The organism is Georgenia sp. Z1491, assembly GCF_057652395.1.
Genome location: NZ_CM172729.1, coordinates 77534 through 104268, shown reverse-complemented (window position 1 = coordinate 104268; position 26735 = coordinate 77534). Strand labels below are relative to the sequence as shown.

Here is a 26735-nt window from a genome sequence, read left to right as displayed (position 1 = left end):
GGGGCCCGGTGGATCGGTCGAGCTCCAGGCTGGAGCAGATCCGGGCGCGGCTCGAGCTGCCGACGGTGCGCCGCGCGAGCGGCCTCCTCGACGGCCGGCACCGCTCGATCTTCTCCGGGCACGGCCAGGACTTCGACGACCAGGTCGAGTACCACCCCGGCGACGACGTCAAGGACATCGACTGGAAGTCCTCGGCGCGCGCGGGTCATCCCATCATCCGGCGCTTCGTGCGCGAGTCGAACCTGTCGACCGTCCTCGCCTTCGACACCGGCGTGTCCATGGCCGCCACCAGCGCCTCGGGCATCTCGAAGAAGGACGTCGCGATGTTCGCGGCGGACATCATCGCCTACGTCGCCCGTGCCCGCGGCGACCTCGTCGCGCTCGTCGCCGGGGACGCCGAGCGGATGGTCCAGCGGCCCGCGCGGCACGGCACCGCGCACCTGGAGTCCGTGCTGGGCATCGTCGACGACGCGCTCACGCTCGAGGCGCCGCACTCCGACGTCGGACGGGTGATGGACCGCGTCCTCACCGGCTTCCCCCAGCGCTGCCTGGTCGTCCTCATCACCGACGAGGCCCGGCCGGGCCCCGAGCACGAGGACTCGCTGCGCCGGCTGCGCACCCGCCACGAGGTCCTCGTCGTGCGCGTCGGCGACGCGATGCCCACCGCGCAGGGCATCGGTCCCACCGCCGACGTCGACGGCTGGGAGCGCCTGCCGGCGTTCGTCCGGGACGACCACGTGCTCGCCGCGCAGGTCGACCAGGCGGCGGCCAGCCGCGCCACCTCAGCCACCCGGCTGCTCGACCGCCGCGGCGTCCACCACGTCGTCGCCTCGTCCGAGGACGAGGTCGTCGGCGCACTGCTCGACCTGCTGGGGAGGTCTCGACGTGTCCGCCGTTGACCTCGGCACCGACCTCGCCGGGCTGCGGGACTACCCCTGGTGGGTCCTCGTCACCGGCGTCGTGCTCGTGCTGGCCGCCGCCGCGTGGATCGCGTTCGTCCTCGTGCTCACCTCCGCACGGCGCGAGCGCGCCCGGACGGCCGTGCCGCTGACGATGGCCGACTCCGAGCGCGCCCGCTTCCTCGCCGAGGTCGAGGAGCACTACGCCGCCTACGAGGCCGGGGCGCTCGACCTGCGGGCCCTGCACCTCAAGCTCGCCCGCACGATGCGCGCGTTCGTCTCCGAGCGCGTCGGTCGCGACGTGCGCTCGTGGACGGTGCGGGACATCTCGGGCCACGACCCCACCGCTCGCGCCGGTTCGCTGCTGCGCGTGTGGGAGGAGCCGAGCTTCGCCCACCGGTCCGACGCCGAGGCCCGGGCCGCACGTGACGGCGCCGTGGAGGTGATCGAGCGATGGTGACTCCTTGGCTGTGGCCGGTCGCGATCGTCGTCGTGCTCGCCGCGGCGGCCCTGGGCTGGTTCTTCGCGGTCCGCGGCACCCGACGACCCGAGGACGTCACGTGGGTGGCGAACTCGAGCTTCATCCGGTCCCTGCCGCGCTACCAGCAGCGCATGCGGACGATGCGGATCCTCCTGGGCGGTGCCGCCGCGGTGCTCGCGCTGACCAGCGTCGCCGGCGGGGCGCTCGCCGCCCGCCCGGTCGACCGGGACGTCCGGCACGAGGAGCTGACCAACCGGGACATCGTGCTCTGCCTCGACGTGTCCGGCTCCATGATCGAGTTCGACGCCGAGATCATGGCGGAGTTCCAGGAGCTCGTGGAGTCCTTCGACGGCGAGCGCATCGCCCTCAACATCTGGAACTCGACCACCCGGGTGGTCTTCCCCCTCACCGACGACTACGCCCTGGTCAACGAGGAGCTCGAGCACGGCGCGGAGGTCCTCGGCTCCTACCTCGACTGGAGCAGCACGGACTGGGAGGAGATCGACTCCTACATGCGCGGCACCACGTCGACGAGCTCGATGTCCTCCTCGCTCATCGGCGACGGCCTCGCGAACTGCGTCAACGGCTTCGACCTCGACGACGACGAGCGCTCCCGCTCGATCATCCTCGCCACCGACAACGAGATCGCGGGCGACCCGGTCTACGAGCTGGAGGAGGCCGCCGAGCTCGCGCAGGAGCGCGGCGTGACCGTGCACGGTCTGTACGCCTCGACCCTCGGCTCGGCCGGTGGCCCCATGCGGGACGAGTACGAGAGCGTGGTCACGGAGCACGGCGGCGTGTTCTACGAGCTCGGCGACCCCGGAGCCGTCCCGGCGATCGTCGAGCAGGTCCAGGACCAGCAGGAGGCCGAGCTCGACGCCGACCCGACGGTCGTCGTCACCGACCGCCCCGACCGGTGGCTCGGCTGGCTCGTCGCCGGTCTGACCGGGTTCCTCGTCGTCGTCTGGCGGGTGCGCTCATGACGCTGCGCTGGGCCTGGGACTGGTGGATCGTGGCACTGGTCGCGCTCGTCCTGCTCGCGATCTGCGTGCACGGGCTGCTGCGCGCCCGCTCCTCGGACGAGGGCACGCAGTGGTCCTGGGTGCGGCGCACGGGCATGGTGCTGTGCGTCGTCGTCGTGGGCATGGCGCCCGCGATCCCCGCCGAGGAGACCGAGGTCGGCACCAACGCCGACGTGTTCTTCGTCGTCGACCGCACCGGGTCGATGGCCGCCGAGGACTACGAGGACGCCCAGCCCCGCCTGGCCGGTGTGCGCGCCGACATGGCCGAGATCGTGGAGTCGATGCCGGGCGCCCGGTTCTCGATCGTCGCGTTCGACTCGCAGGCCACCCGCGAGCTTCCGCTGACCAGCGACGCGCGCGCCGTCGGGACCTGGGTCGACACCCTGCGGCAGGAGGTCACCTACTACTCCGGCGGCTCGTCCATCGACCGGCCCCGCCAGAGCCTGACCGAGGCCCTGGCCCGCGCCGAGGAGTCCAGCCCCGGCAACGTCCGCCTCGTCTTCGTCCTGTCCGACGGCGAGAACACCGCCGGCGACACCTCCCAGCAGCAGCTGCCGGGCGCGTGGTCCGACTCGGCGCCGTACATCGACGGCGGCGCGGTCCTCGGCTACGGCACCGCCGACGGCGGGCAGATGCGTAGCTATGACGGCACCGAGCGCACGGGGCCGGGCACCACCGCGCCCTACATCATCGACGACTCCACCGGAGAGCCCGCGATCTCGACGATCGACGAGGCGAACCTGCGGACGGTGGCCGAGGAGCTCGGCGTGGGGTACGAGCACCGCACCCAGCCCGGCGGCCTGGACCAGCTGGTCGCGGGCATCGACGTCGAGGCCATCGCCCGGGTCGACGGTCGCCAGAACGTCGACGTCTACCGGGACGTGTGGTGGCCGGCGATGTACGTCCTCGTCGCCCTGCTCGCCTGGGAGGCCTTCGAGCTCGCCCGGCGGATGCGCGCCACCTTCGACACGGAGGCGACCCGGCGCGCGGCGCTCGCCGCGCGTGCGGGCTCCGGCGGGCGGGGTGGTCCGGGTGCGGGCGGCGGAGCGGCCGGTGGTCCGCGAGCCTCAGGAGGTAGGTCATGACCCTGACGACAGGCGACGACGCGCGCCCCGACGAGGCCGGGCGCGGCCTTCCGGAGCGGCTGCGACGCAGGCGCCGCATGCTCGCGTGGTCCGCCCCGCTGCTGGGCATCGCGCTCACGGCGGGACCGTTCCTCATCGGGATCGCCCTCGCCGACGACTCCCACCGGTCGACCGCGGAGGAGAATCCTGCCGCGGCGATCGACGGATATGCCGCCCTGGCCGACGACACCCGGTTCGGACCGCGCCCGTGGATCGCCGTCTACAACACGGGTACCTCCGCGCTCATGGCGGAGCAGGCGGCGACCGCCGTCACCGAGCTGACCGAGGCTCTCGAGCTGGTCCCGGAGGGGACCGAGGGTGACGACGGTGAGGTCGACCCCGAGCTGCCCGAGTGCCTCGTGCGTCGCAACCTGTCCCTGTCCTACGAGACCCTGGCGGACGAGGCGCTCGCCGCCGAGGACCGGCCGATGGTCGAGCAGTACCTCACCGACGCCCTCGAGGCGCTGGGCCCGTGCACCACCGAGCCGATCGAGGACGAGCCGTCCGAGAGCCCGTCGGACAGCCCGTCCGACGACCCCTCGGAGAGCCCGTCGGAGAGCCCGTCCGAGAGCGAGTCGCAGGACGGCGGTGAGGACCCGTCGCAGGACGAGCCGCAGGAGGGCGACGAGGACTCGTCGCAGGACGGCGAGGACGGTGAGGACGAGTCGCAGGACGGCGAGAGCGGCAACCCCAACGACGAGATCCAGCGCCGGCAGGACGAGAGCCGCGAGCAGAACCGGGAGGCCCAGCGCCAGGAGGAGGAGGGCTCCGAGGGGGACGACGGCGAGGACCCCTCGGACGACGGTGAGGGGGGCGAGGACGGCGAGGAGGAGTCGAGCCTGTCGCCGCAGGAGCAGGAGCTGCAGGACCGCAACGCCGAGGCCGAGCAGGACCAGCGCCAGCAGGAGCAGCGTGGCGGCGGCGGGTACGGGGGCGGCCAGAACTGGTAGTCGGGCCTCAGTCCGCCGAGGTCTGCGGGGGCGGTACCGGGCTCGACCAGATGGCGAGTCGCTCGGCGATGTCCGGTAGTGCGAGCTCGCCCGCGATGATGTCGAGGAGGAGCTGTTCGCCGGACTCCGTGGACGGTGCGCGCAGCGCGACGTCGTTGAACCGCAGGAACAGCTTGGTCGCCGCCCACGCCATGCGCTTGTTGCCGTCCACGAGGGCGTGATTCCGGACCAGCGACTGCATCAGTGCCGCTGCCTGGGCCGACAGTGTCGGGTAGGCCGGTTCACCGAATGCGCTGGCCCGCGGTCGCATCAACGCGGAGTCGAGCAGGCCGCGGCGTCCGTGATCAGAAGGTCTGCACCTTCCTCGGCCATCATCGCGATGCCGAGCTCGGTGACGTCCTCCAGGGTGAGGAAGTAGGTCACTGTGCGAGACGGTGCAACAGCTCGCGGTCCTCGTCGAGGATGTGCCGGATGAACCGAGCGCGTTGCTCACCGTGGAGCATCTGCCGGATCCCGTCGACGGCTGCCTGCTGCATCGACGTGTTGTGCTCGGCGGCATAGGCGCGCAGGGCTTCTGTGTCCTCGTCCGTGAGCCGCAGGTTCATCGCCATGCACCAACGGTACCGCAAGCGGTACTACTGCCTCGAGCTCCTCGCGCGTCGATCTAGGCGAACGCCGGCGCGGCCGGTATCCGCACGCCCACCGCGCGCAGGACGAACTCCTGCGTGGCGATGATGAACTCCTCGCGCTCGGCCTCGTCCGTGGGCAGGCGGCGACCGGACAGGCAGGCGTGGACGAGCTGGACGGTGACGTCGAAGTCGCTCTCGCCGATGAGCTCCTGCGCGCGCGCCTGGGCGAGGATCCCCCGCAGGAGGAGCTCGACCCGGCCGACGTGGGCGCGGAGGTTCTCGGCGGCGTCGCGCGAGATGATCTCCTTGAGCGCGGGCCCGGGGGCCGAGTGGTAGGAACGGTCGAGCTGGAGCTGCTCGCGGACGTAGGTCCGCAGCTGCTCGACCGGGTCGTCGATCGCGGCCAGCCGCGCGGTGAGCGCCTCGGTGAAGTCGGCGGTCTCCTGCTCGATGAAGCCCAGCAGCAGCGCCTCCTTGTCCGCGAAGTGGTTGTACACCGAGGTACGGCCGACGCCTGCGTCCTGGGCGATCTCCGCGAGCGAGAGCGCGTCGAACCCGCGCTCACGCATGAGCCGGTCGAGCGAGGCGAACAGGGCGCGGCGCGTGAGGTCGCGGTGCTCCGCGAGCGAGCCGCCGATGATCCGAGGCATGCACAGATGATGCCATGTTCTGACGCATACGGGGAATCTGTCTGATCGAACGACCCGGGCGGTGGGCCCGACGGGACCGGTAGGTTGATCCGCGGAGAGGGGGCCGCCTTGCGCGACGACGACGCACGACCCGGCACGCCGGCCACTGCCGGCGCGGCCGCGGTGCACGTCGGCGACGGTGCGCACGGGACGCCGTCCCTCGACGCCACCGGGGCACGCGCCGACGACGACGCCGACGCCGCCAGGTCGCGGCGCCGCCGGACGACCGTGATCGTCGCCGCGGTGTGCCTGGTGCTCGTCCTCGTCATGACGATCATCGCCGCCGTGCTCGTCGGACCGCGCCGCCCCGCGGAGTACGGGGACTGGCTGCCGCTGGACCGGCTGTGGGACGAGTGCGCGGCGGGCGACGGCGCGGCCTGCGACGAGCTGTTCGTCGAGTCGCCGATGCGCAGCGACTACGAGCGGTTCGGTAGCTCGTGCGGCGACCGGTTCCCCGGCGCCACCCTCTCGTGCGTCGACCTCATGACCAACCGTCCCGACGAGCGGCAGCAGTAGCAGGGGCGGCAGCAGGAGGGGTCCGGCCGAGCCGGGCGCGCATGGCGGCTGCGATCGGCACGTCGCCGTCGAGCCAGTCGAGGTCCTGCAGGCCCGCCGGGCCGACCCATGCCAGCTCGTCGTGGTCCTCGAGCGGCGCCGGTGTGCCGGCGGTCAGCCCGGCCCACCACACGCGCATGACCATCCCCTCGACGATCGGCCAGTCGCCCGACTCCGGCCCGGGCAGCAGCTCGCCGAGCTCGACGCTCACGCCCAGCTCCTCGGCGAGCTCGCGGTGCAGGGCCTCCGCGGGCTCCTCGCCGTGCTCGACCTTGCCGCCGGGCAGCTCCCAGCGGCCGGCGAGGTGCTCGGGCGCCGAGCGGCGGGCGCACAGCACGAGGGGGTGTCCGCCGTCGTCGTCGACGATCGCGGCGGCGACGACGAGGCGCGGGCTCACCACTGCTCACCCCGCTCGGCCCGGGCGACGAGATCGGTCAGCTCGGCCTGGTCGACCGGCCACAGGTCGACCCCGACGTCGAGGGTGGAGGAGCCCTCGTCCCGGTAGACGATGCCGGACAGCGGCGAGACGTCCCGGAAGTCGCGGCCCCACCCGAGGACGACGTAGCGCGAGTCGACGAACTGGTCGTTCGTGGGGTCGAGGTGGACCCACCCGCCGCCGGGGACCCACACGGCCACCCAGGCGTGGGTGGCGTCGACCCCGCGCAGTTTCTCCCGTCCGGGCGGCGGCCGCGTCTCGATGTACCCGGACACGTAGCGGGCCGACTGCCCGACCGCGCGCAGCGCGGCCACCATGAGGTGCGCATAGTCCTGGCACACGCCCCGGCGACGCTCGAGGATCTCCTCCAGCGTGGTGCGCACCGTGGTGGTGCCCGGCGCGTACTCCAGGTCGGTGAAGATGCGGTGGCACAGGTCCCAGGCCGCGGCGACGAGCGGCCGGTCCGGGGCGAACGACTCCGCCGCGTAGGCGAGGACGGACTCGCCCGGGCTCGCGTGCTCGGACGGCAGGCTGTGGTCGACGATCGACATCACCGAGCTCGCCCCCTCGCCGTGCTCCGCCTGCCCGGTGGCCCGCATGACGGCGACCTGGGCCGCGGACTCCTCCCACGCCACGTGAGGCAGCCGCGCCGGGTCGCTGCGGCGGTCGATCGTCAGCAGCGACCGGGCGACGACCTCGAGCTCGGTGTGGTCGCTCGTGACGTGGAAGTACGTCACCCGGTTGCCGTGGACGTCGAGGTGCTCGGCGATCTCGCCGGGCTCCGGCGTGACGGTCAGGGACGTGGCGTGCACGTGCTGCCCGCCCACCTGCCGGGGCAGGATGAGCGCCCGCCCGTAGCTGCTCGTCACGGTCGTCTCGTACGTGTAGGTCGTCCGGTGCTCGAGCCGGTAGTACGACGTGGTCGGCACGGTCACTGCTCCCACCGCCCCTCGGTCCAGCGCGAGGCCGGCGTGCGCCGGAAGTGCACGGCGGTGATCTCGCCGGTCAGCTCACGCAGCCGCCACGAGATCGACGTGAGGATCTCCTCCAGGTGCGTGCGGGTGCCGTCGTCCCGCACCTCCTCCGCGCGCTCGGTGCGCAGCTCGGCGAGCAGCTCGCGGACCTGGGCGAGCAGCTCGTCGCGCTGACCGGTCGTGCGGGCCAGGGCCGGCAGCTGCTCGAGGTGCTGCTGGAGGGCGGCGACCTGGAACGCGAGCGCGCGCGGGTTGGCCTCGTCGAGCAGGAGCAGCTCGAGCGCGGCGCCGAGCCCGCCGGCCGGGTAGCGGCGGCGGAACGTGATGACCGAGTCGTGGGCGGTGAGCACCGACTCCAGGACGAGCTCCTCGGCGCCCGCCGCCCGTCGTCGGCTGAACGGCTCGAGCGCCCGGACCACGCCCTGGGCGCGCTCGAGACGCCGACCCACGTCCAGCAGGCGCCAACCGATGTCCCGCACGAGGGACTCGGTGAAGATCCCGTGCAGGGCCATGAGCGACTCGAGCAGGCGCGAGAGCGTCGACTGCACGCCCGTGAGCTCGTCGGTGGCCCTGCGGCGCTCGCGCCCGATCACCCGCTCCAGGCTGGCGATCACCGTGAGGACCTCGGGCGGAAGGTTGTCGCGCACCCCGCGCGCGTCGCGCTGGATGCGCTGCACGCACCAGGCGACCGAGCCCGCGAGCGACCGGTCCGTGACGAGCGCCCCGAACGCGGGGTCGTCCGGAGTGAGTCCCAGCGCGCGCACGAGGACGTCGAGGGCGTCGTGGCCGGACCCGCCGGGGCCGGCCGGCTCGTCGTGGTTGGTTGTCTCGTCCTGCGCGTCCGCCTCGTCCGGCCCGATCGCGGTCCCCGGCTCGTCGTCCGGGCGGGAGCGGAAGTCGTCCCAGCGGTCGGTGGCGACCGCCAGCATCCGCACCGTCGCCTCGGCGCGCTCGGTGTACCGGCCGAGCCAGAACAGGTCCTCGGCCGCGCGCGGCGAGACCGCCGTGTCGGGGAACCGGCCCGGCAGGGCGTCCAGCCCGGCGGCCCCCGAGGCCGTCACCGGCTGCGGGCGGTGGGTGATGACCCAGACGTCCTTGGCGCGTCCGTCGAGCGAGCCGCCGAGCGGGGTGGACCGGTCGTCGGCGGCGGACGTCCCGACCGCGCCGGACATCACCTGGTAGTCCGCGCCGTCGACGACGGCGAACAGACGCAGCGACGTGGCGCGCGGGTTCAGCGTGCCGGCGTCGACGGTCGGCGTCGTCGAGGCGTCGACCGGCTCCTCGCCCACCCACCAGCCCGGCCGCTGCGAGATGCGCGCCGCGAGTGCCGCCCGCTCGGCGACGGTGAGCTCCCAGCCCCGCACCGCGCGCTCGGGCCCGGCCACGGGACGGACGACGAGCCGGTGGAGGTTGGCGATGACGTGGTTGCACATCGACCGGTCGCCGCACCAGTAGGTCACGGCCGTGGGGAGCTCGAGGTCCCCGAGGCCGAGGTACCGGGCCGCGCGCGGCAGGTGCGCCCGCACGGCGGGCGACTCGAGCACGCCGGAGCCGATCGGGTTGAGGACCGCGACCGAGCCCGACCGCAGGGCGTGCAGCAGGCCCGGTGTGCCCGCCCCGGCCGAGGACCGGATCTCGAGGGGGTCGACGTCGGCGGCCGGCACGTGGCGCAGCAGGACGTCGACCTGCTCCTCGCTGCCGAGCGAGCGCATCGTCAGCCGGCCGCCGTCGACCCGCAGGTCGGAGCCGTGCACGAGCTGGAGGCCGAGCATCCCTGCGAGGTAGGCCTGGTCGAAGTAGGTGGGGTGCTCGGGGCCGGGGGAGAGGACCGCGACGTGCGGCTCGTCGCCGGCGCCCGCGGGCGCGGCCTCCTGCAGGGACCGGAGCAGCGTCTGGAAGTACGGGCCGACGCGGCGGACGCGGGAGCGCCGGTACACGCCGGAGAGCACCTCGGACACGACGCGGCGGTCCGCCATCGCGTACCCGGCGCCGGCCGGTGTGCCCGTGCGGTCCATGAGGACGGTCCACGTGCGGTCGGCGTTGCGTGCCACGTCGACGGCCAGGTGGAACAGGCGGTGCTCCCCGTGCAGGGGGAGACCCAGCGCGTGGCGGGAGTACCGGGGGTGGGCGAGCACGACCTCGGGCGGGATCGCGCCGGACGTGAGCAGGCGGCGCTCGCCGTAGATGTCGTCCAGGACGAGGTCGAGCAGGTGGGCACGTTGGGCGAGGCCGGACTCCAGGGGCTGCCAGCCGTCGTCGTCGACGAGGACGGGCACGGGGTCGAGGTTCCAGCCGTCCGTGCTGTCCGGCTCCCCGTAGGTGACCGACTGGTCCTGGAGGAGGTCGACGACCTCGTCGGCGACGGCCGTCAGTGCGGCGGGGTCGGCGCCGAAGGGGCGGGTGAGGATCTTCGTCCACGCCCGGCGGTGGTCGGGGTGGGAACCGAGCATCTCGTCGTGGGCGGTGGCTCGGGCACGGTAGTCGTCGACGAGGTCGCTCACGGTCCTCCCGTCGCTCGTCTCCCGCCCGGACCAGGGCGCCCCCGAGGTTACCCGGCCCACCCCGAGGGTCTGCTCACAGTCCGGCGGGCGTGACGTACCCAGGGGTGAGGGTCACAGTCCGGCGCACGTGACGCACCCAGGGGCGCGGGACGGGTACAGTGGTCGGGCGCTCAGGCGCGACGCGGGTGTAGTTCAATGGTAGAACTTCAGCTTCCCAAGCTGACAGCGCGGGTTCGATTCCCGTCACCCGCTCGGATGTGATGTCCCAGGACGTCGTGAACGGCTGGATCCCCGGTGTCGGGGGTTCAGCCGTTCGTCGTCGGTGGCCGTGGCTGGAGCCCGTGGGTGCGGGCGGCCCGGCACCGACGCGCCCCGGTCGACGGGGCCTGGTGCCTGCCGCGGGACGCCCCGCGCGCAGGGCTACCCGGCGTCGACGACCTCGACGGTGATCTCCGCGGGCTCACCGCGCTCGCCCGCGCTGTCGACGCCCGCGTAGGACACGGTGTGCGAGCCGGGCTCGTCGAGGACGATCGCGTCCGCATAGGGCTGCCACTCGCCACCGTCGAGGGAGTACTCGATCGAGTCGACGTCGTCCTGGTCGGCCTCGAGCACGACGCTTGCCGGCGCGTCGAACGCCGAGAGGGGCGCACAGGCGATGGGAAGTCCGGGCGCCTCGAAGTCGTGGATCATCATCGACAGGGGCTGGACGCGCGGGAGCCAGTCCGCGCCCCCCTCTCCGGTCGCGAATCCCGTCGGGCTGGGTTCGAGCGACCCCTCCGGGTCGCCCGTGGAGGACAACCAGATCTCGTTGGGCGGAGACATGGGACCGGTGGGGTCGTCGCCGTAGTGCCCGCCGAAGTCCGCGCACGATCCGTCGTGCAGATGGGCCGGATGCGCCTCGCCGGAGAGCAACCCGTTCGCCTCCGTGGTGATCTCCGTGCCGGACTCGGTCATCACCATGGTGGCCGTGCCCTCGACGACGAGCGTGTTGGTCGGGCTGCCGAGTCCCTCCGCGAGCTCGACGTACTCGCCCGTCGAGGTGCCGAGGATGCGTGCGACCACCGGCCCCTCGTCCACCGGTTCCGCGTCGGGGTCGGCGTCGTCACCGTGCCCCTCGTGCGCGCCGTGCGCGTCGGCCGACCCATGGTCGTGCGAGCCGTGGTCCTCGTGCTCGTCGTCGGCGAGGCCGTCAGCCTGGTCGTCGGAACCGACCTGCGCCCCGTCGGACTCGGCAGCGGGTTCCGGGCCGTCGGGCTCGGAGCCGTCGTCCGAGCACGCCGAGATCACCAGGCCGGAGCCCAGCAGGACGGTGGCGAGTCGGGTCCGTGTGCGCATCGTTGCCCCCAGGTCGTGGTGGCGGCCGTCGTTGCCGCCCGAAGGAGCGTAGTGGAACGCGAGGTGCGGGGGTCGCCACGCTGTACGAGGTCGCGCCGCGTGGACGCGTCTCGCCGCGCACCGACGGGCATGCGTGTCTACGCTGTGGCTCCGAACATCCTCGTCATTACGGAAGGCGTCAGAATGAACCGCGCACCCGACCCCTCCGCCGGCGAGCCCACGGCCGCCGGGTGGCCCGTCGACGACGGTCGGTCGGCGGAGAGCCACGGCGAGTACGTGCCCGGCGACCGGGAGCACCCGCCCGGGACGACGGCGCGGCCGCCCGCGACCACCTCGACCGGTCCGCGACCCGGGGCGGGTTCCTCCCAGGTCCAGATGCCCGCGCGCCAGCGCCCCGGTATCGCCGTCAGCACGTGGGTCGCGCTCATCCTCGGCGCGGTGATCCTCGTGCTCGTGCTGGTCTTCATCCTGCAGAACAACGTCCCGGCGGACTTCAGCTTCCTGGGCTGGAGCTTCGAGCTGCCGCTCGGCATCGCGATGCTGTTCGCGACCATCGCCGGTCTGCTCGTGATGGCGTTGTTCGGCTCGGTGCTGCTCGTCCGGGACGCGCGCCGGGTGCGCAGGCTGGAGAAGGAGCTCGCGGCGCTCCGGCAGGGTCGCTGACCGGCACAGCCTCACCGGCCGCCGCCTGACCAGGGACCAGGTCGCCGTCGCGGGCCGTCGTGGTTCCGGCCCTCGATGAGCCCGCCCCGGCCTATCCCGCCCGGGTGGGTCCGGCCACGGCCGCGTCTGCGCCGGCCCCGGCCCGTGCCGCACGGATCGCGGAGATGTTGATCAGCAGCGTGAGCGTGAACGCGATCGTCGCCGAGGTGAGCATCGCCAGCACCATGCCGAGGGCGTCGGTGGCGACGAACGGCACCGCCACGGCGGGAAGGTACGCAGTGGCCTCGACCCCGAACAGCCCCACCATGCCGCCGCCGACCGTGGCGGCGAGCAGGGCGGTGCCGAGGACGCGCCGGTCGCCGAACATGAACGGGTAGGACGCCTCGACGAAGGTGCCGAAGAAGAAGTTGACCGCGCCGCCCGAGCCGGCCAGGGCCCGTTCGCCGGAGGTCCTGGGGCGGACGACGTTCGCCAGCGTGATGCCGAGGGAGACCATCACCAGCGCCACCATGTCGACGGCGCCGAAGAAGCTGTGCCCCTTCTGTCCCATCTCCAGCAGCACCAGCGGCAGGATCACCGAGTGGTACACGCCGGCGATGATGGCCGGCCACATCACGGCCCCGGCCAGCGCGCCGGCCAGCAGCGGGTTGACGTCGACGGCCCACTCGATCGACAGCTGCACCCACTCGCCGAGGAGCCGGGTGAGCGGCGCGAGCGCGAAGTACACGAGCAGACCGGGCAGCAGGCCGGCGACGGCGCCGGTGGTGATGTTGGCGGTGGTCGCCGGGAACCGTCGGGCCAGCGTCCACCGCAGCAGGAACGACGCCGCGAGGCCGGCGAGGATCCCGCCGACCAGCCCGCCGAGGATGCCGCCGGGCGCCGAGAGGATCCCGGCGATCGCCCCGGTCACGAGACCGACCTCGTCCAGGCCGCTGACCCGGCGCGCGGCAACCGCGGCGACCACGATCGGCAGCGCCGCGATGAGCATGTCGAAGACCGGGGTGAGCGCGTCCGCGCCCGGGATCCTCGAGACGGCGAGGACGAGCGCCAGCGCGATGAACGCGGGGATGGAGCCGACCATGATCCCGCGCAGGCTGATGCGCCGCCACGCCGGCCCCGAGGCGCCGGCGCTCGAGCCGGCCACGCCGGCGGACCCGCCCAGCGCGGGTCGGTACGGCACCTTCCAGTGCCGGGCGAGGCCGGACACGTAGGACACCGCACGGGTCGAGCTCGTGGTGCCGGTGGTCCCCGACACGGAGACCAGGTCGAGACCGAGGCGCTGGGCCGTCGCGATCGAGGTGCCGCCCGTCCCGGCGGCGGGGATGCCGGCCGCCACCGCCGCCTCGACCGTGCGCCGGTTGGTGTCGGTCGGGTCGGCGCTCATGAGCACGAGGCCGTCCACGTGCCCGCCGCTCACGAGCGCGGCCGACCGCTCGTCCATGGCGCGGGCCTCCACGTTGACCTCCTCGAGCGTGCCCGCGCGCAGCACGGTGGGCTCGCCGTCGACCATGCTCCACAGCTCGGCCGCGGTGGACGGCGAGATCCCGTCCATCGACGTCGCCGCGGCCACGAGCTGGACCGGACCGACGGCGAGGCCGGCGGCGTCGAGCTGGCGGGCGACGTCGCGCAGCAGCCGGGCGGGGTCGTCGCCACCGTGGCTCCTCAGGTTCCCCCCGCTGCTGCCCAGGACGGCGACGGTGCGGCTCCGCGGACGTGGGGTCTCCTGCGGTGCGTCGGGCATGGCGGTGGGCCTCTCGGGGCGTGCGGACGGGTCACGGCACAGTAGAGGTGCGGCGCCGACGGCGCGCGCCCGTCCGGTCCCCGGGCCCCTCCCCGGGCCCCTCCCCGGGCCCCTCCCCGGGCGGAGGTCGGGCTCGCGCGCCCTGCCGCCGGGGCGCGTGGCCGGTCGGGGCCGGTCCCCGCCCGGGCACCCGTGCCAGGCTGGGTGCATGACGACCCGCGCCCAGCTCCGTAAGGCGGCACTCGCGCTCCCGCAGGTCGAGGAGCGCGGCACGCGCGCCGACGCCGCGTTCCTGGTCGACGACGAACGGTTCGCCGCGGTCGACGGCCCCTGGGCCGTGCTGCACCTGGACCAGGCGGACGCCGACGAGGTGCTCCGCTCGTACCCCACGGCCGAACCGCTCGACGAGGAAGGCGCCCCAGCGGGCGTACGGGTCCGGGTCGCCGACATCGACGGCATGGCGCTCAACCACTGGGTGCGTCGCGCCTGGACCTCCCGCGCCCCGGCGCGCGTGAGCGCGGACGCCGAGAGCGCCGCGACGGCGGAGCCCGGTGAGGTCGGCGACCTCCCGCGCAGCATCGGGCGGCCCGCCACGCGCGCCCTCGCCGCCGCCGGGATCACCACGCTGGCGCAGATCGCCGAGACGACGGACGACGACCTGCTCGACCTCCACGGCGTGGGACCCCGGGCGGTGACCCTCCTGCGGGAGGCCGTCGCCGAGGTGCCTGGACAGCACGGCTAGTCGGGGCTCCCGAGCCCCGACCCGAGCCCCGCCCCGCGCCCGTACCTACGCGTGCGCCCGTGGGTGGAGGCCCGTCATCCTCCGGGCGGATCGCGGGCGGGCACTTCTACCCGCAAGAGGGACGCCCTCCGGCGCCCTGCCGCGCCATGCTCCTGCTATGACCTCGACGCCGCCCGCCGCCACGCGGCACCCGCGCGCGCCGTCGAACCGGAGGGGGCGCGTCATGACCATCGACGAGCGGACCCGGAGCAGGCGCCGTGCGCCCCGGCTCCCGCAGCTGCAGCCTCGTCCGGCGAAGGTCGCCCAGGAGCCGACCGAGCCCGAGCGAGCCCACGTGACCACCATCGACCCCACGACCGGGCCGGCCGACGAGTCCGCCCGCCGCCCGCCCGCCGCGACGCGCGTGCGGGCCCGCACCGGTCGCCGCCTCTCCCTCGCCGTCGGGCTCCCCCTGGGTGGCGCCGTCGTCGGTGCGCTCCTGGCCCTCGTCGTCGAGCTCGTCGCGCACCTGACGGCGTTCGGCGGCGTGCTCGGCTACGGCGACCGCCTCGGCGAGCCCGTGGCCCTGCTCGTGGGGGTCGGGCTCGGCGTCGTGCTCGGCGCCGTCGTCGCGGCCGCCGCCCTGCGCGAGACGATGCGCGCGGAGGTCTCCGACCGCTCGCTGTCGATCACCTGGGACGACGCCCGCGTCTGCGTGCCGCGCGCGCTCGTCGGGACGATCGTCCTCGGCGAGGACCTCGTGGTCCTCGGCCGCGGCGGGGTCGAGCTCGCCCGGCTCCCGCTCCGGCTGTCGGAGGAGCCGCTGCGCCGGGCGCTGGTGGAGCACGGCTACCCCGAGCCGCAGGACGACGACCCCCACGAGGACGACTTCCGCACCTGGACCGAGGGCGACGCGCTCGACGACGCGACGGCCCGCCTGCTCGCCGCCCGGGCCGCCGCCGTCCAGGACGGTCAGCACGGCGACGCCGAGCTTCTCCGCCGCCAGCTCGCCCGCCGGGGCGTCATGGTCCGCGACCGGGGCTCGCGCCCCGCGCAGCAGCAGTGGCGTCGCGTCGTGGGCCGCGGGACCGCCGCCGCGGCCTAGCGGTCCGGGTCGGCGTCCGACGTCCGGCATCCGGCCCGCCGGCCCGTGCGCGGGCCCTCGGTCGGGGACGGACGCCGCCGCCCCGCGATGGCACAATCGATCCGTGCTGCTCTCCGACCGCGACATCCGCGCGCAGATCGACGCAGGGCGCGTGGGCCTCGAGCCGTTCGACCCGGCCGCCGTGCAGCCCGCGAGCATCGACGTCCGGCTCGACCGACGGTTCCGCCTCTTCGACAACCACCGCTACGACGTCATCGACCCGTCCGCCGACCAGCCCGACCTCACGCGGCTCGTCGAGGTCGGCCCCGACGAGCCCCTGGTGCTGCACCCCGGCGAGTTCGTACTCGGCGCGACCTTCGAGCAGGTCACCCTCCCCGACGACGTCGCCGCCCGTCTCGAGGGGAAGTCCTCGCTCGGGCGGCTCGGCCTGCTCACCCACTCCACGGCGGGGTTCATCGACCCCGGCTTCACCGGGCACGTGACGCTCGAGCTGTCCAACACGGCGACGATGCCGATCCGGCTGTGGCCGGGCATGAAGATCGGCCAGCTGTGCTTCTTCCGCCTCACGTCCGCCGCCGAGCGGCCGTACGGGCAGGGCGCGGACGGATCGCGCTACCAGGGTCAGCGCGGGCCGACGGCGTCCCGGTCCCACCTGCGGTTCAACCGCGTCGACGTGTCATGACCACCCGCCGGGCCCGCCGCGAGGCGGAACGCGAGCTCGAGCGTGCGCGCGAGGCGGACGGGACCCCGGCGCCAGGGGGTCCCGGAGACGGCACCGCGCCGCCGCGTCGCCGGCGCCGCGACCGTCGGGCCGAGGGGCCGGCGGAGACCTCGGACGCCGCGGGGGGCGCGGTGGACGCCTCCGGACAGGTGCCCGGCGGCCCGACGTCGACCGCCCCCTCCGGGCCGCGCACCCGTCGGCTCGACCGCTCCGTCGCGACGAACCACCATCTGCTCGTGCTCGAGCGGCACACCAGTGCGAGCGCGCTCGCGGGCGTGCTCGTCGAGCGGCTCCCCGACCTGCGCACCCGGCGGGACGACGAGATCATCCTCGGCCCGGGCGCGGTGCTCACGGGCCCGTGGGAGGTGACCCCGGAGCTGGCCGCCGACCTCGACCTGCCCGGGGCCTGCGCGTTCGTGCTGCGCGTGCGGCCCGACCGCGGCGAGCCCGCCCCGCCCGAGCTCAGGGGCCTCGCGCCGCTCGAGGACGCGTTCCCCGACGGCACCCCGCAGGGCGACGAGCTGCGCGCTCTGGAGAACGTCCAGGCGCTCGCGCGGCGCCTCGGCGGCGCGGTCCGCGTCACCGGCACCGGCGCCGTCGTGGTCCCCGACCCGGCCTCGGTGGTCGACCGTCTCGTGCGCAGCGAGGTCGAGCTCGGCGCCACCGAGCTGGCGGTCCTCCTCGACCGGTTCCTCGACGACGTCGTCATCCTCTCCGACGACATCTGGGGCGGCGGCTCCTCGTCCGTCGGCGGACGGATGGTGGGCGACGGGCCGGAGTGGGCGCGGGACATGGTGACGATCGAGGTGACGACGGTGGCTCCCGTCGTCGAGCTCCCGGCGATCCGCCCTCGAGCGACCACCGGAGGCGACGGCGCCCTCCCGGTGCCGCCGCTCGAGCCGCCGGTCCTGGGCCAGGGCGGGGCGGGCCGTGGATCGCTCGCCGAGCACTCCGACGACGCCACCCCCGACGCCGTGCCCGGCTCCCGGCCGGTCCTCACCTACGAGGTGCGGTTCCGCCCCGGGCGCCCGTACGAGGTCCTCGGCACCCACCCGACGCGCGCCGGACGGCGCTCGAGGCGCGAGGGCCGCCGCGTCGTGGACGGTGTCGCGGCGGACCTCGTCCGGCTCATCGGTGGCCACGTGGTCGACGACGACGGTTTCGTCCGCTCGACCGACGGCGCCGAGTCCGGCGACTGAGACGCGGCCGCGGGGGGTCGGTCGCCACGGCTCGGCCCCTCCTATCCTACGGACCGATATCCGTTGCACACCGGTGGAGGAAGAGGATCCCCATGAGCACGTACAGCCCACTCCTGCAGAAGGCCACGCTCGCCGACGTCTCCCCCGACGTGCACGGCCGGATCTCGAAGCGCACGGCCGAGCTCGACGGCGTCTCCGTCACCGAGGTGACGTTCGATGTCGGCGCGAGGTGGTCCGAGGACCTGAAGCCCGACGCGGGCACCGAGCTGTGCGAGCTCCCGCACGTCGCCTACGTGACGGCAGGCGTGCTCCGGGTCCTCGACGCCGGCGGGACCGAGGTGGACTACGCGGCGGGCGACGTCATGCTGCTTCCGCCCGGGCACGACGCCTGGACCGTGGGGGACACGGCCGTGACCTTCGTCGAGTTCTCGCGCGGGAACGACTACTACGCGGCCTAGGCCCGCCGCAGCCTGGCGGCCTGCACGAGCACGATCGCGAGGAACGGGAGCGTCGCCAGGCACAGCGTGTGGAAGCCGGCGAGCGCCACGACCGGGCCGGACAGGATGGCCCCGACCGCGGCGACGGCGTTCATCGCCATGTCGCCGGCTCCCTGGACGACGGGTCGCTGACCGGCGGAGACCGCCCCGGTGAGCATCGCCGCAGCGGGCACGGTCACCACCGACCAGCCCACGCCGACGAGGAACAGCGCGACGCCGACCACCGGCCGGGAGGGCCCGGCCACCGCGCCGATCACCGCGCCGACCCCGAGCACGAGCTGGCCCGCGACGATGACCGGCACCGGGCCGAGCCGGTCCGACGCTCGGCCGACGAGCGGGGCGAGCCCGAACATCCCGAGCACGTGCACCGAGATGACGAGCCCGACGACGCCGACGTCCGCCCCGTGGTGGTCGAGGTGGATGGGGGTCATCGTCATGATCGCGACCATGACGAGGTGCGCGAGGACCTGGGCTGTCAGCGCGAACCGGGCCCGCGGGACGGTGGCGACGAGACGTAGCGCGGCCCGCACCGTCGTCCGGCGCGCGGGCGGGGCAGGCTCCGCGGGCAGCTCGGCGGTCGTCCCCTCCGGGGAGGTGGGGGGAGCAGCCTGCGTCCGCGTCCCTTCCGGGGAAGCCGCCTCCGGCAGCGTCCCACCCGGGAAGGCCGGGCGAGCAGGCGCCGCCCGCGTGCTCCGGTCGACCCGGGCGGCGCGCAGCCGGATCGAGAGCAGGAGCGGGTCGGGCCGGAGCAGGACGAGGAGCGCGACCCCGGCCAGCGCGACGAGTGCGCCGCCGATGACGAACGCACCGGTGTACTCCGGCAGTCCCCAGCGCTCCTCGAGCACCTCGCCGGGCAGGCCGAGGTTCGGCCCCAGCACGGAGCCGAGCGTCCCCACCCACACGACGAGCGCGATCGAGCGCCCGCGGTGGTCGGCGTCGGCGAGGTCGGCGGCGGCGAAGCGCACCTGGAAGTTCGCGGCGGTGCCGCAACCCACGAGCATCATCCCGAGCACCAGCAGCGCCGTGCTCGAGGCGACGGCGGCGACCACGAGCAGGCCGGCGCCGATCGCGGCGGCGCCGTAGGCGGAGGCGAGCGCGCCCCGGCGTCCCCACCGCAGCGCGAGCGTGCCCAGGGGGACGGCGGCGAGGGCGGCGCCGATCGTCGTCGCGGACCGGGCGACGCCCGCCCACGTCTCGGAGTGGACGACGGCGCTCGCGAGGAGGATGCCGATGCTCGGAGCGGCCCCCGCGCCGAGGTTGCCGAGCACCTGGGCCAGGGAGAGCGTGGCGAGCGTCCGGCGTCGGGTCCGGTCGAGGTCGGCGCGCTGCACCCGGTCAACCTAGCCGCCGTCGCCCCGCACCTGCGTCCCCGGCCCCGATTCCTGCGTCGCTCCGCATCCCCGTCCCGGCCCGATGCCGGCCCCGGCGAGAGCATTACCACCCGGACGGCGGGCGTGCGGCCCGCCTCGCCCGCTTACACTGGCACCAACCCCCGTCGGCCGGTAGCTCCGGCCAGTGCCGTCGCCCGCGTCCTGGTGCGGTCGTGCGCCCGACAGGCCGGGGAGGACGACGGACCGCGACCGGATGGGAGACAGCCCGTGATCGAGCTGCTGACTCTCCACGCCGTCGTGGCCGTCGCAGCTCCACCTCTCGTCTCGCGGTTCGGTCGCCGCATCTTCCTGCTCCTCGCGCTCGCCCCGGCGTCGGCTGCCGTGTGGGCCCTGTGGCACACCCGCGAGGTGTTCGACGGAGACGCCCCCACGCAGTTCGTCAGCTGGGTCCCCGGGTTCGACCTGCACCTCGACTTCCGGCTGGACGCCCTCGCCTGGCTCATGACGATCGTCGTGGGCGGTGTCGGGGCCCTGGTGCTCGCGTTCTGCGCGGCCTACTTCTCGAAGACCGCCGCGGGGCTGCCCCGGTTCGCCGGCGTGTTCGTCGCCTTCGCCGGCGCCATGCTCGGCCTCGTCACGACCGACAGCACGCTGCTGCTGTACGTGTTCTGGGAGCTGACGACGGTCTTCTCGTTCCTGCTCATCGGCCACTCGTTCGACCGCCAGTCCGCCCGACGCTCGGCCGTGCAGGCCATCCTCGTCACGACCCTCGGCGGCCTCGCGATGCTCGCCGGCTTCATCGCCCTCGGTGAGATGGACGGCGGCTCGTACCGCCTGTCCGGGCTGGTCGAGTCCGGCGCCGCGGGCCGCCTGGCCGAGGGCCCGCTCCTCACCTCGGCGATCGTCCTCGTGCTCGTGGGCGCCCTGAGCAAGTCGGCGCTCGTGCCGTTCCACTTCTGGCTGCCCGCCGCGATGGCCGCCCCGACGCCGGTCTCCGCGTACCTGCACGCCGCGGCGATGGTCAAGGCCGGCGTCTACCTCGTCGCCCGCCTCGCACCGGGACTCGCCTGGGAGACGTCCTGGCAGATCATGGTCCTCGGCTTCGGGCTCGGCACCCTGCTGATCGGCGGGTACCGGGCGTTGCGCCAGCACGACCTCAAGCTCGTACTCGCCTTCGGCACGGTCTCCCAGCTCGGCTTCCTCATCGCCCTCGTCGGCCACGGGCAGCGCGCCGTCGCGCTCGCGGGCCTCACCCTCCTGCTCGCCCACGCCCTGTTCAAGTCCTGCCTGTTCCTCTCGGTGGGCATCATCGACTGGACGGTCGGCTCCCGCGACCTGCGCACGCTCTCCGGACTGGGCAGGCAGATGCCGGTCCTCGCCGTCGTCATGGCGATCGCCACGGCGTCGATGGCGGGGCTGCCGCCCACGCTCGGGTACCTGGGCAAGGAGGCCGCCCTCGAGGCACTCGTGCACGGGTCCGGGTGGGTCGACGTCGTCACCCTGGTCGGCGTCGTCGTCGGTTCGGTCCTCACGCTCGCCTACGGGTTGCGCCTGTGGTGGGGGGCGTTCGGGACCAAGAAGGGTGTCGAGCGCACCGAGGTCCCGCACCGGTCGATGCTCATCATGGCGCCGCCGATCGTCCTGGCCGCGGCCTCGTTGGTCGCCGGCCTCGTCCCCGCACGGCTCGAGCGGTTCCTCGCCCCGCACGCGGACCTGCACCCGGGCGAGCCAGGGCATCTGGTCCTGTGGGCCGGTGTCACACCCGCGTTCCTGCTCACGGTCGCCGTGGTCGTGGCCGGCATCGCGCTCTTCACGCTGCGCCGCCAGGTCGAGCGCGCGCAGGACCTCCTGCCCAACCATGCCGGCGCCGAGGGCGTCTACCGGCGCTCGCTCGTCGCGCTCGACCACTTCGCGGCGGACGTCACCGCGCTGACCCAGCGGGGATCGCTGCCCGCCTACCTCTCGACGATCTTCGTCGTTGTCGCCGCCGGCGCGCTCTCTGCGCTCGTGCTCGTACCCGGCGGCGCCCCGGCCGACGTCCGCGTCGCGGACTCCGCGCTCCAGGCGGCGGTCGCCCTGCTCGTGTGCGTGTCCGCGGTGCTCGCCGCGCGTGCGCGACGCCGGCTCAAGGCCGTCCTCCTGCTCGGCGTCGCCGGGTACGGGGTCGCCCTGCTGTTCGTGCTCCACGGGGCACCGGACCTCGCGCTCACGCAGACCGTGGTCGAGACCGTCACTCTCGTCGTGCTCATCCTCGTGCTCCGCCGCCTGCCCGCGTACTTCTCCAACCGGCCGCTCGCCGCGTCGAGGTGGACGCGCCTGGCCATCGGCACCGCGGTGGGCGCCACCGTCGCCGTCGGTGCGCTGTTCATGACCGGGGGCCGGATCCACCCGCCCGTCACCGTCGACTTCCCCACGGAGGTCTACGAGTACGGCTACGGCCGCAACATCGTCAACGTCACGCTCGTGGACGCCCGTGCCTGGGACACGTACGGCGAGGTCTCGGTGATCGTCGCGGCCGCCACCGGCATCGCCTCGCTGCTGTTCGTGCGCGGCCGGTTCGGGCGGGTCGAGCGCCGCATCGAGCCGAAGAAGGGTTCGCCGGGCGTGTGGGCGGAGTTCCCGGACCCGGCCGCAGCCGTCCGCAAGGACCGCCAGCGCAAGCGCCTCGCGTCGAACGCGTCGCTGCGCGACCCCCAGCGGGGTCAGCGCTGGCTCGCCGCGAGCGCGACGCTCGCCCCGGTGCGCCGCTCGGTGATGTTCGAGATCGGTGCGCGGCTGATCTTCCACACGCTCATCATCTACTCGCTGTTCCTCCTCTTCTCCGGGCACAACGCGCCGGGCGGCGGGTTCGCCGGCGGCATCGCGGCAGGCATCGCGCTCATCGTCCGCTACCTCGCGGGCGGGCGGTTCGAGCTCGCCGAGGCGATGCCGCTCCACCCGGGCCACCTGCTCGGTGCCGGCCTGGTGACCATGACCCTCGCGGCCACCGCCCCCATGCTGTTCGGCGGCACGGCCCTGCAGAGCGCGGTCTTCGACTTCACCCTGTGGCCGTTCGGCGACGTCCACCTCGTCACGACCCTGATCTTCGACGTGGGCGTCTACCTCGTCGTCATCGGGCTCGTGCTCGACATCCTGCGCTCGCTCGGCGCCGAGGTCGACCGGCACGGCGAGCTCGAGGGCGCGCAGGCCCCGGACCTGTCCCACGACGACCCGGCCCGCGCGTCGGACGACCGCGTGGTCGGCGTCGACCGCCGGGACGACGTGGCCGACCACCTGCAGGGCGCCGCAGCCCCGACGCGGCGCACCGGACCCGACGGAGCGCCGGGACGGGGGAGCCCGTGATCGACGTCAGCCCCTCCCTCGCCCTCCTCCTCGTGGTCGCCGTCCTCGTCGGCGCCGGCGTCTACCTCGTGCTCGAGCGGTCCCTCACGCGCGTCGTCATCGGCGCGGGCCTCATCACGCACGGCATCAACGTGCTCATCCTCGTGGCCGGCGGCCGGGCCGGCGAGCCGCCACTCATCGGGTCGAGCGAGCCCGAGGACATGTCCGACCCGCTGCCGCAGGCGATGATCCTCACCGCGATCGTCATCAGTCTCGGCATCACCGCGTTCCTCCTGGCGCTGGCCTACCGCTCGTGGCAGCTCAACGGCCACGACGAGGTGCAGGACGACCTGGAGGACCGCCGTATCGCCCGACGCGCCGCCCGCGACGAGCTCGATGCCCGCTCGACCGACGACTCCGGCTCGACCCTCGAGGAGGAGGCCGCCACCACGTTCGACGAGACCGACACCGGTGACGACCGACGGTCGAGCAAGTCCCCGCCGCCGCCGGGACACCGGTCCACGCGCGTGGGCACCCGGGGCGTCCCGCACTCGGCCACCGCGACCGAGCAGGTCGGCCACCCGGACGAGGACCGGCGCAACCGCACGGCGGACCACGACGACGAGGGGGGGCGTTCATGAGCTGGCTGCTCGCCGTCCCCGTCCTGCTCCCGCTCCTCGGCGCGGGCACCTCGCTCATGCTCGCCAGGTTCCGCCGCGCGCAGGGCATCATCTCGGTGGTCGTGCTCGCCGCGGTCCTCGCCGTCGCCATCGTGCTGCTCGTGGCCGTGGACTCCGGCCCGATCGTGCTCAACATCGGCGGCTGGTCGGCCCCCGTCGGGATCGTCCTGGTGGCCGACAGGCTGTCGGCCCTGCTCCTCGTGGTCTCCGTGGCGGTCACGCTCGCCGTGCTCGTGTACTCGTTCGCCCAGAACGTCGCGGACGGCGACGAGGGCGCTCCGGTGACGATCTACCACCCGACGTTCCTCGTCCTGTCGGCGGGCGTGTCGAACGCCTTCCTCGCGGGCGACCTGTTCAACCTGTACGTCGGGTTCGAGATGCTGCTCGTCGCGAGCTTCGTCCTCATCACGCTGGGCGGCACGCGCGACCGGATCCGCTCGGGCACCGTCTACATCATCGTCTCCTTCATCTCGTCGTTCATCTTCCTCGCCGGGATCGCCTACGTGTACGCGGCGGCGGGCACCGTCAACATGGCCCAGCTCGCGCAGCGGCTGCCGGAGATCGATCCCAGCGTGACGGTCGTCCTCGAGGCCGTCCTGCTCATCGCGTTCGGCATCAAGGCGGCGCTGTTCCCGCTGTCCGCGTGGCTGCCCGACTCCTACCCGACGGCGCCCGCGCCGGTGACCGCCGTCTTCGCGGGCCTGCTCACCAAGGTCGGCGTCTACGCGATCATCCGCTCCCAGGTCACCCTGTTCGGCGACAGCCGGATGAGCACCGTCCTCCTGGTCGTCGCGGCCGCGGCCATGATCGTCGGCATCCTCGGCGCGGTGGCGCAGGCCGACCTCAAACGACTGCTCTCGTTCACCCTCATCAGCCACATCGGCTACATGATCTGGGGCATCGGCACCGCGACGACCGACGGGCTCTCGGCGGCCATCTTCTACGTCGCCCACCACATCACCGTGCAGACCGGGCTGTTCCTCGTGGCGGGACTCATCGAGCGTCGCGGCGGCACGACGTCGCTCGTGCGGCTCGGGTCCCTCGCCCGGCTCGCCCCGCTCCTGGCCGTGCTGTACCTCGTGCCCGCGCTCAACCTCGCCGGGATCCCACCGTTCAGCGGATTCCTCGGGAAGGTCGGGCTCATGCAGGCTGCCGCGACCGAGGGGTCGTGGATGTCGTGGACGCTCGTCGGAGCCGGCCTGGTCACCTCGCTGCTCACCCTCTACGCCGTCGTCAAGGCCTGGAACATGGCGTTCTGGCAGGAGGCGCCGGAGGAGCTCGAGGGCCAGTCCACGCCCGCGACGATGACGCTGTCGGCCGGCGCGGTCATCGCCATGTCGCTCGGCATGACCGTGGCCGCCGGCCCGATCGTCGACTACGCGGACACCGCGGCCCGCGACCTCATGCTGCGCACGCCCTACATCGCCGCCGTGCTGCCCGGCGGCGAGCGGGGCGACGGCATCTCCGACGAGATCGCCGAGCGGGGCGAGCGCTCGGAGGAGATGCCGGTCGAGACGCCCAGCGAGGACCAGCCCGTCGGAGAGGAGGGTGTGCCGTGACCGACGAACTCGGACACTCCCGCGCCGGAGCGGTGACGCCCGCGGACCCGCGCACCGCCGGGCGCGCGGCCCGGGAGGGCCGGCCCGGCGGGCGCGCACGCTGGGGCCGCCGCCGTCGCGGCGCCCGTGGTGCGCCGCCCCGCCTCGCCCCGACGTCGTGGAAGCTCGTCGTCTGGCTGACCGTCGTCTGGGTGCTGCTCTGGGGCGACCTGTCCGTCGGCAACGTCGTGGCCGGCCTCGCGCTGGGTCTCTTCGTCACGATCCTCATGCCCATGCCGCGCGCGACGGGCCGGACCACCGTGCGCCCGCTCGCCGTCGTCGTGCTCGTGGCGGTGTTCGTGCGGGAGGTGCTGCGTGCCTCCTGGCAGATCGTCGTGCTCACGGTGCGGGGCCGTCCCCCGCGCGGCGCCGTCATCCGCGTCCAGCTGCGCTCCCACTCCGACCTCATCCTCACCGGCACCGGCGGGATGTGCTCGCTGGTCCCCGGTTCGCTCGTCGTCGAGGCCATGCGCCTGTCCGGGATGCTCTACATGCACATCCTCGACGTCGACATCGCGGGCGGTCTCGAGCGGGCGCACTCCGACGTCCTCGACCAGGAGGAGCGTCTCCTGCGGGCCTTCGCCACCGACGACCAGCTCGTCGACGCCGGCTTCCGCCCTGGCTGGTCCCGGCGCGCCGGGCGGCTGCCGTCGCCGTCCGTCGAGGGCCCGGCGGCCGAGGCCCCGTCGGAGGACGGCCAGTCGGCGGCCGGCCAGGTCGGTCCGTCCCCGACGACGGGGGGCGGTGCGTGATGGAGATCGTCGTCTACGCCTGCCTCGCCGTGGTGGTGCTCGCCGTCTTCACCGCGCTCGTGCGCCTGGAGCGTGGGCCGTCCACGCTCGACCGCGCGGTCTCCACGGACGTCGTCACCGCGTCCGTCGTCGCGCTCGTGGGCCTGCTCATCGCGTGGACCGGGAGCGCCGCGTACGTGCCGATGCTCGTGGTCATCACGCTCGTCGGGTTCCTCACCACGGTGACGATCGCGCGGTTCACCGCGGTCGAGAAGTCCGACGAGGCCCGCATCCTCACCAAGGAGGAGCTCGCCCAGGTCATCGCGCGCGAGCGCGAGCTCGACGACGACGACGCGCCCGTCCACGGTCCCGACTCGCCGCGCGTGACGGGCGAGGACACCTCGGGCCCGGAGGACGACGGCACCGGGGAGGGACGGTCATGAGCTGGTCCGACGTCGTGACGGTGCTCGCCGCGATCCTGCTGGTCGCGGGCTCGCTGCTGGTGCTCGTCGCCGCGGTCGCGCTCGTGCGCTTCCCCGACCTGTTCAGCCGGATGCACGCCGCGGCCAAGCCGCAGGTGCTGGGTCTCGCCCTGCTCATGGCGGGGGTCGCTCTCGAGGTGCGCGACCCGCGGATCGGGTGGACGCTTGTCCTCGTCGTCGCGTTCCAGCTCCTCACGGCGCCCATCAGCGCCCACATGGCCGGGCGCGGCGGCTACCGCACCGGGCGGGTGGACAGGTCCGCGCTCGTGGTCGACGAGCTGGCCGAGGACATCGAGGCCTCGGGCGGGGACGCGAACCACAAGCACACTGGGGCATGATCGTCCCGACGG

General features: G+C 74.0%; 27 protein-coding genes and 1 tRNA gene. 19 read left to right on the top strand and 9 right to left on the bottom strand.

What is annotated here, in order from left to right; translation table 11 throughout:
* Positions 1-8: 8 nt before the first annotated feature.
* From AC24HA_RS00485 to AC24HA_RS00465, 5 genes are read left to right on the top strand one after another with little or no spacing between them, the layout of a single operon-like run.
* On the top strand, positions 9-899 hold the full coding sequence (locus AC24HA_RS00485) for a DUF58 domain-containing protein (RefSeq protein WP_425707444.1): 891 nt from the start codon (positions 9-11) through the stop codon (positions 897-899).
* Positions 886-1359: a hypothetical protein gene (locus AC24HA_RS00480; RefSeq protein WP_425707445.1), complete on the top strand. Its 474-nt coding sequence runs from the start codon at positions 886-888 to the stop codon at positions 1357-1359. The genes AC24HA_RS00485 and AC24HA_RS00480 overlap by 14 nt, the downstream gene beginning before the upstream one ends.
* On the top strand, positions 1353-2363 hold the full coding sequence (locus tag AC24HA_RS00475; RefSeq protein ID WP_425707446.1) for a vWA domain-containing protein: 1011 nt from the start codon (positions 1353-1355) through the stop codon (positions 2361-2363). The genes AC24HA_RS00480 and AC24HA_RS00475 overlap by 7 nt, the downstream gene beginning before the upstream one ends.
* The gene (locus tag AC24HA_RS00470; RefSeq protein ID WP_425707447.1) at positions 2360-3487 is read left to right on the top strand and encodes a vWA domain-containing protein; all 1128 of its coding nucleotides are present in this window, start codon (positions 2360-2362) and stop codon (positions 3485-3487) included. Before AC24HA_RS00475 ends, AC24HA_RS00470 begins: the two co-directional genes overlap by 4 nt.
* Positions 3484-4476 (top strand): hypothetical protein, encoded by a 993-nt coding sequence (locus AC24HA_RS00465; RefSeq protein ID WP_425707448.1) that lies wholly within the window; start codon positions 3484-3486, stop codon positions 4474-4476. The genes AC24HA_RS00470 and AC24HA_RS00465 overlap by 4 nt, the downstream gene beginning before the upstream one ends.
* 7 nt (positions 4477-4483) lie before the next feature.
* Here the strand turns inward: AC24HA_RS00465 and AC24HA_RS00460 are convergent, their stop codons facing one another.
* From AC24HA_RS00460 to AC24HA_RS00450, 3 genes are all read right to left on the bottom strand, one after another.
* Complete coding sequence (locus AC24HA_RS00460; RefSeq protein WP_425707627.1) at positions 4484-4804, bottom strand: type II toxin-antitoxin system death-on-curing family toxin; 321 nt, start codon at positions 4802-4804, stop codon at positions 4484-4486.
* Between the two features lie 91 nt (positions 4805-4895).
* The gene (locus AC24HA_RS00455) at positions 4896-5087 is read right to left on the bottom strand and encodes a DNA-binding protein (RefSeq protein ID WP_425707449.1); all 192 of its coding nucleotides are present in this window, start codon (positions 5085-5087) and stop codon (positions 4896-4898) included.
* Between the two features lie 53 nt (positions 5088-5140).
* Positions 5141-5755, bottom strand: a complete 615-nt coding sequence (locus AC24HA_RS00450; RefSeq protein WP_425707450.1) for a TetR/AcrR family transcriptional regulator — start codon at positions 5753-5755, stop codon at positions 5141-5143.
* Between the two features lie 108 nt (positions 5756-5863).
* On the opposite strand from AC24HA_RS00450, the gene AC24HA_RS00445 reads away from it, so the two are divergent.
* Positions 5864-6310 (top strand): hypothetical protein, encoded by a 447-nt coding sequence (locus AC24HA_RS00445; RefSeq protein ID WP_425707451.1) that lies wholly within the window; start codon positions 5864-5866, stop codon positions 6308-6310.
* On the opposite strand, the gene AC24HA_RS00440 is transcribed toward AC24HA_RS00445, so the two are convergent.
* Genes AC24HA_RS00440 through AC24HA_RS00430 form a run of 3 tightly spaced genes read right to left on the bottom strand, consistent with a single transcriptional unit; the run spans position 6276 to position 10260 of the window.
* Positions 6276-6746 carry a (deoxy)nucleoside triphosphate pyrophosphohydrolase gene (locus tag AC24HA_RS00440; RefSeq protein ID WP_425707452.1) on the bottom strand — a complete coding sequence of 157 codons (471 nt, stop codon included), beginning with the start codon at positions 6744-6746 and terminating at the stop codon, positions 6276-6278. The genes AC24HA_RS00445 and AC24HA_RS00440 overlap by 35 nt on opposite strands.
* Positions 6743-7714, bottom strand: coding sequence for a transglutaminase family protein (locus AC24HA_RS00435; RefSeq protein WP_425707453.1), 972 nt, complete (start codon positions 7712-7714; stop codon positions 6743-6745). The genes AC24HA_RS00440 and AC24HA_RS00435 overlap by 4 nt, the downstream gene beginning before the upstream one ends.
* Positions 7715-7716: 2 nt before the next feature.
* The gene (locus tag AC24HA_RS00430; RefSeq protein ID WP_425707454.1) at positions 7717-10260 is read right to left on the bottom strand and encodes a circularly permuted type 2 ATP-grasp protein; all 2544 of its coding nucleotides are present in this window, start codon (positions 10258-10260) and stop codon (positions 7717-7719) included.
* A gap of 181 nt (positions 10261-10441) precedes the next feature.
* Between AC24HA_RS00430 and AC24HA_RS00425 the strand changes: the two genes are divergently transcribed.
* A tRNA-Gly gene (locus AC24HA_RS00425) sits at positions 10442-10512 on the top strand.
* A 168-nt stretch (positions 10513-10680) separates the two neighbouring features.
* On the opposite strand, the gene AC24HA_RS00420 is transcribed toward AC24HA_RS00425, so the two are convergent.
* Positions 10681-11595 (bottom strand): OmpL47-type beta-barrel domain-containing protein, encoded by a 915-nt coding sequence (locus AC24HA_RS00420; RefSeq protein ID WP_425707455.1) that lies wholly within the window; start codon positions 11593-11595, stop codon positions 10681-10683.
* Between the two features lie 183 nt (positions 11596-11778).
* On the opposite strand from AC24HA_RS00420, the gene AC24HA_RS00415 reads away from it, so the two are divergent.
* Positions 11779-12258 (top strand): LapA family protein, encoded by a 480-nt coding sequence (locus tag AC24HA_RS00415; protein ID WP_425707456.1) that lies wholly within the window; start codon positions 11779-11781, stop codon positions 12256-12258.
* A gap of 91 nt (positions 12259-12349) precedes the next feature.
* Here the strand turns inward: AC24HA_RS00415 and AC24HA_RS00410 are convergent, their stop codons facing one another.
* Positions 12350-13999, bottom strand: a complete 1650-nt coding sequence (locus AC24HA_RS00410; protein ID WP_425707457.1) for a hypothetical protein — start codon at positions 13997-13999, stop codon at positions 12350-12352.
* 208 nt (positions 14000-14207) lie between these two features.
* Between AC24HA_RS00410 and AC24HA_RS00405 the strand changes: the two genes are divergently transcribed.
* The 5 genes from AC24HA_RS00405 (at position 14208) to AC24HA_RS00385 (ending at position 18203) form a co-directional block, all read left to right on the top strand.
* A complete protein-coding gene (locus tag AC24HA_RS00405) occupies positions 14208-14741 on the top strand; it encodes a hypothetical protein (protein ID WP_425707458.1) in 534 nt (177 codons plus the stop codon).
* Between the two features lie 157 nt (positions 14742-14898).
* On the top strand, positions 14899-15825 hold the full coding sequence (locus tag AC24HA_RS00400) for a YqeB family protein (protein WP_425707459.1): 927 nt from the start codon (positions 14899-14901) through the stop codon (positions 15823-15825).
* Between the two features lie 103 nt (positions 15826-15928).
* Positions 15929-16507 (top strand): dCTP deaminase, encoded by a 579-nt coding sequence (gene dcd / locus AC24HA_RS00395; RefSeq protein ID WP_425707460.1) that lies wholly within the window; start codon positions 15929-15931, stop codon positions 16505-16507.
* Positions 16504-17745, top strand: a complete 1242-nt coding sequence (locus AC24HA_RS00390) for a hypothetical protein (protein WP_425707461.1) — start codon at positions 16504-16506, stop codon at positions 17743-17745. The genes dcd and AC24HA_RS00390 overlap by 4 nt, the downstream gene beginning before the upstream one ends.
* Before the next feature lie 92 nt (positions 17746-17837).
* Complete coding sequence (locus AC24HA_RS00385) at positions 17838-18203, top strand: cupin domain-containing protein (RefSeq protein ID WP_425707462.1); 366 nt, start codon at positions 17838-17840, stop codon at positions 18201-18203.
* Here AC24HA_RS00385 and AC24HA_RS00380 read toward each other — a convergent pair.
* Positions 18200-19573, bottom strand: coding sequence for an MFS transporter (locus AC24HA_RS00380; RefSeq protein WP_425707463.1), 1374 nt, complete (start codon positions 19571-19573; stop codon positions 18200-18202). The genes AC24HA_RS00385 and AC24HA_RS00380 overlap by 4 nt on opposite strands.
* A gap of 267 nt (positions 19574-19840) precedes the next feature.
* Here AC24HA_RS00380 and AC24HA_RS00375 point away from each other — a divergent pair, with 267 nt between their 5' ends.
* The 6 genes from AC24HA_RS00375 to mnhG are packed head-to-tail and all read left to right on the top strand — an operon-like array spanning position 19841 to position 26723.
* Positions 19841-22915 carry a Na+/H+ antiporter subunit A gene (locus AC24HA_RS00375; protein ID WP_425707464.1) on the top strand — a complete coding sequence of 1025 codons (3075 nt, stop codon included), beginning with the start codon at positions 19841-19843 and terminating at the stop codon, positions 22913-22915.
* Entirely contained in the window at positions 22912-23535 is a 624-nt protein-coding gene (locus tag AC24HA_RS00370) for a Na(+)/H(+) antiporter subunit C (RefSeq protein WP_425707465.1), read from the top strand. The genes AC24HA_RS00375 and AC24HA_RS00370 overlap by 4 nt, the downstream gene beginning before the upstream one ends.
* A complete protein-coding gene (locus tag AC24HA_RS00365; RefSeq protein ID WP_425707466.1) occupies positions 23532-25133 on the top strand; it encodes a Na+/H+ antiporter subunit D in 1602 nt (533 codons plus the stop codon). The genes AC24HA_RS00370 and AC24HA_RS00365 overlap by 4 nt, the downstream gene beginning before the upstream one ends.
* A complete protein-coding gene (locus AC24HA_RS00360; RefSeq protein WP_425707467.1) occupies positions 25130-25924 on the top strand; it encodes a Na+/H+ antiporter subunit E in 795 nt (264 codons plus the stop codon). Before AC24HA_RS00365 ends, AC24HA_RS00360 begins: the two co-directional genes overlap by 4 nt.
* On the top strand, positions 25924-26346 hold the full coding sequence (locus tag AC24HA_RS00355; RefSeq protein ID WP_425707468.1) for an MrpF/PhaF family protein: 423 nt from the start codon (positions 25924-25926) through the stop codon (positions 26344-26346). The genes AC24HA_RS00360 and AC24HA_RS00355 overlap by 1 nt, the downstream gene beginning before the upstream one ends.
* The gene (gene mnhG, locus AC24HA_RS00350) at positions 26343-26723 is read left to right on the top strand and encodes a monovalent cation/H(+) antiporter subunit G (RefSeq protein ID WP_425707469.1); all 381 of its coding nucleotides are present in this window, start codon (positions 26343-26345) and stop codon (positions 26721-26723) included. Before AC24HA_RS00355 ends, mnhG begins: the two co-directional genes overlap by 4 nt.
* Positions 26724-26735: the final 12 nt, after the last annotated feature.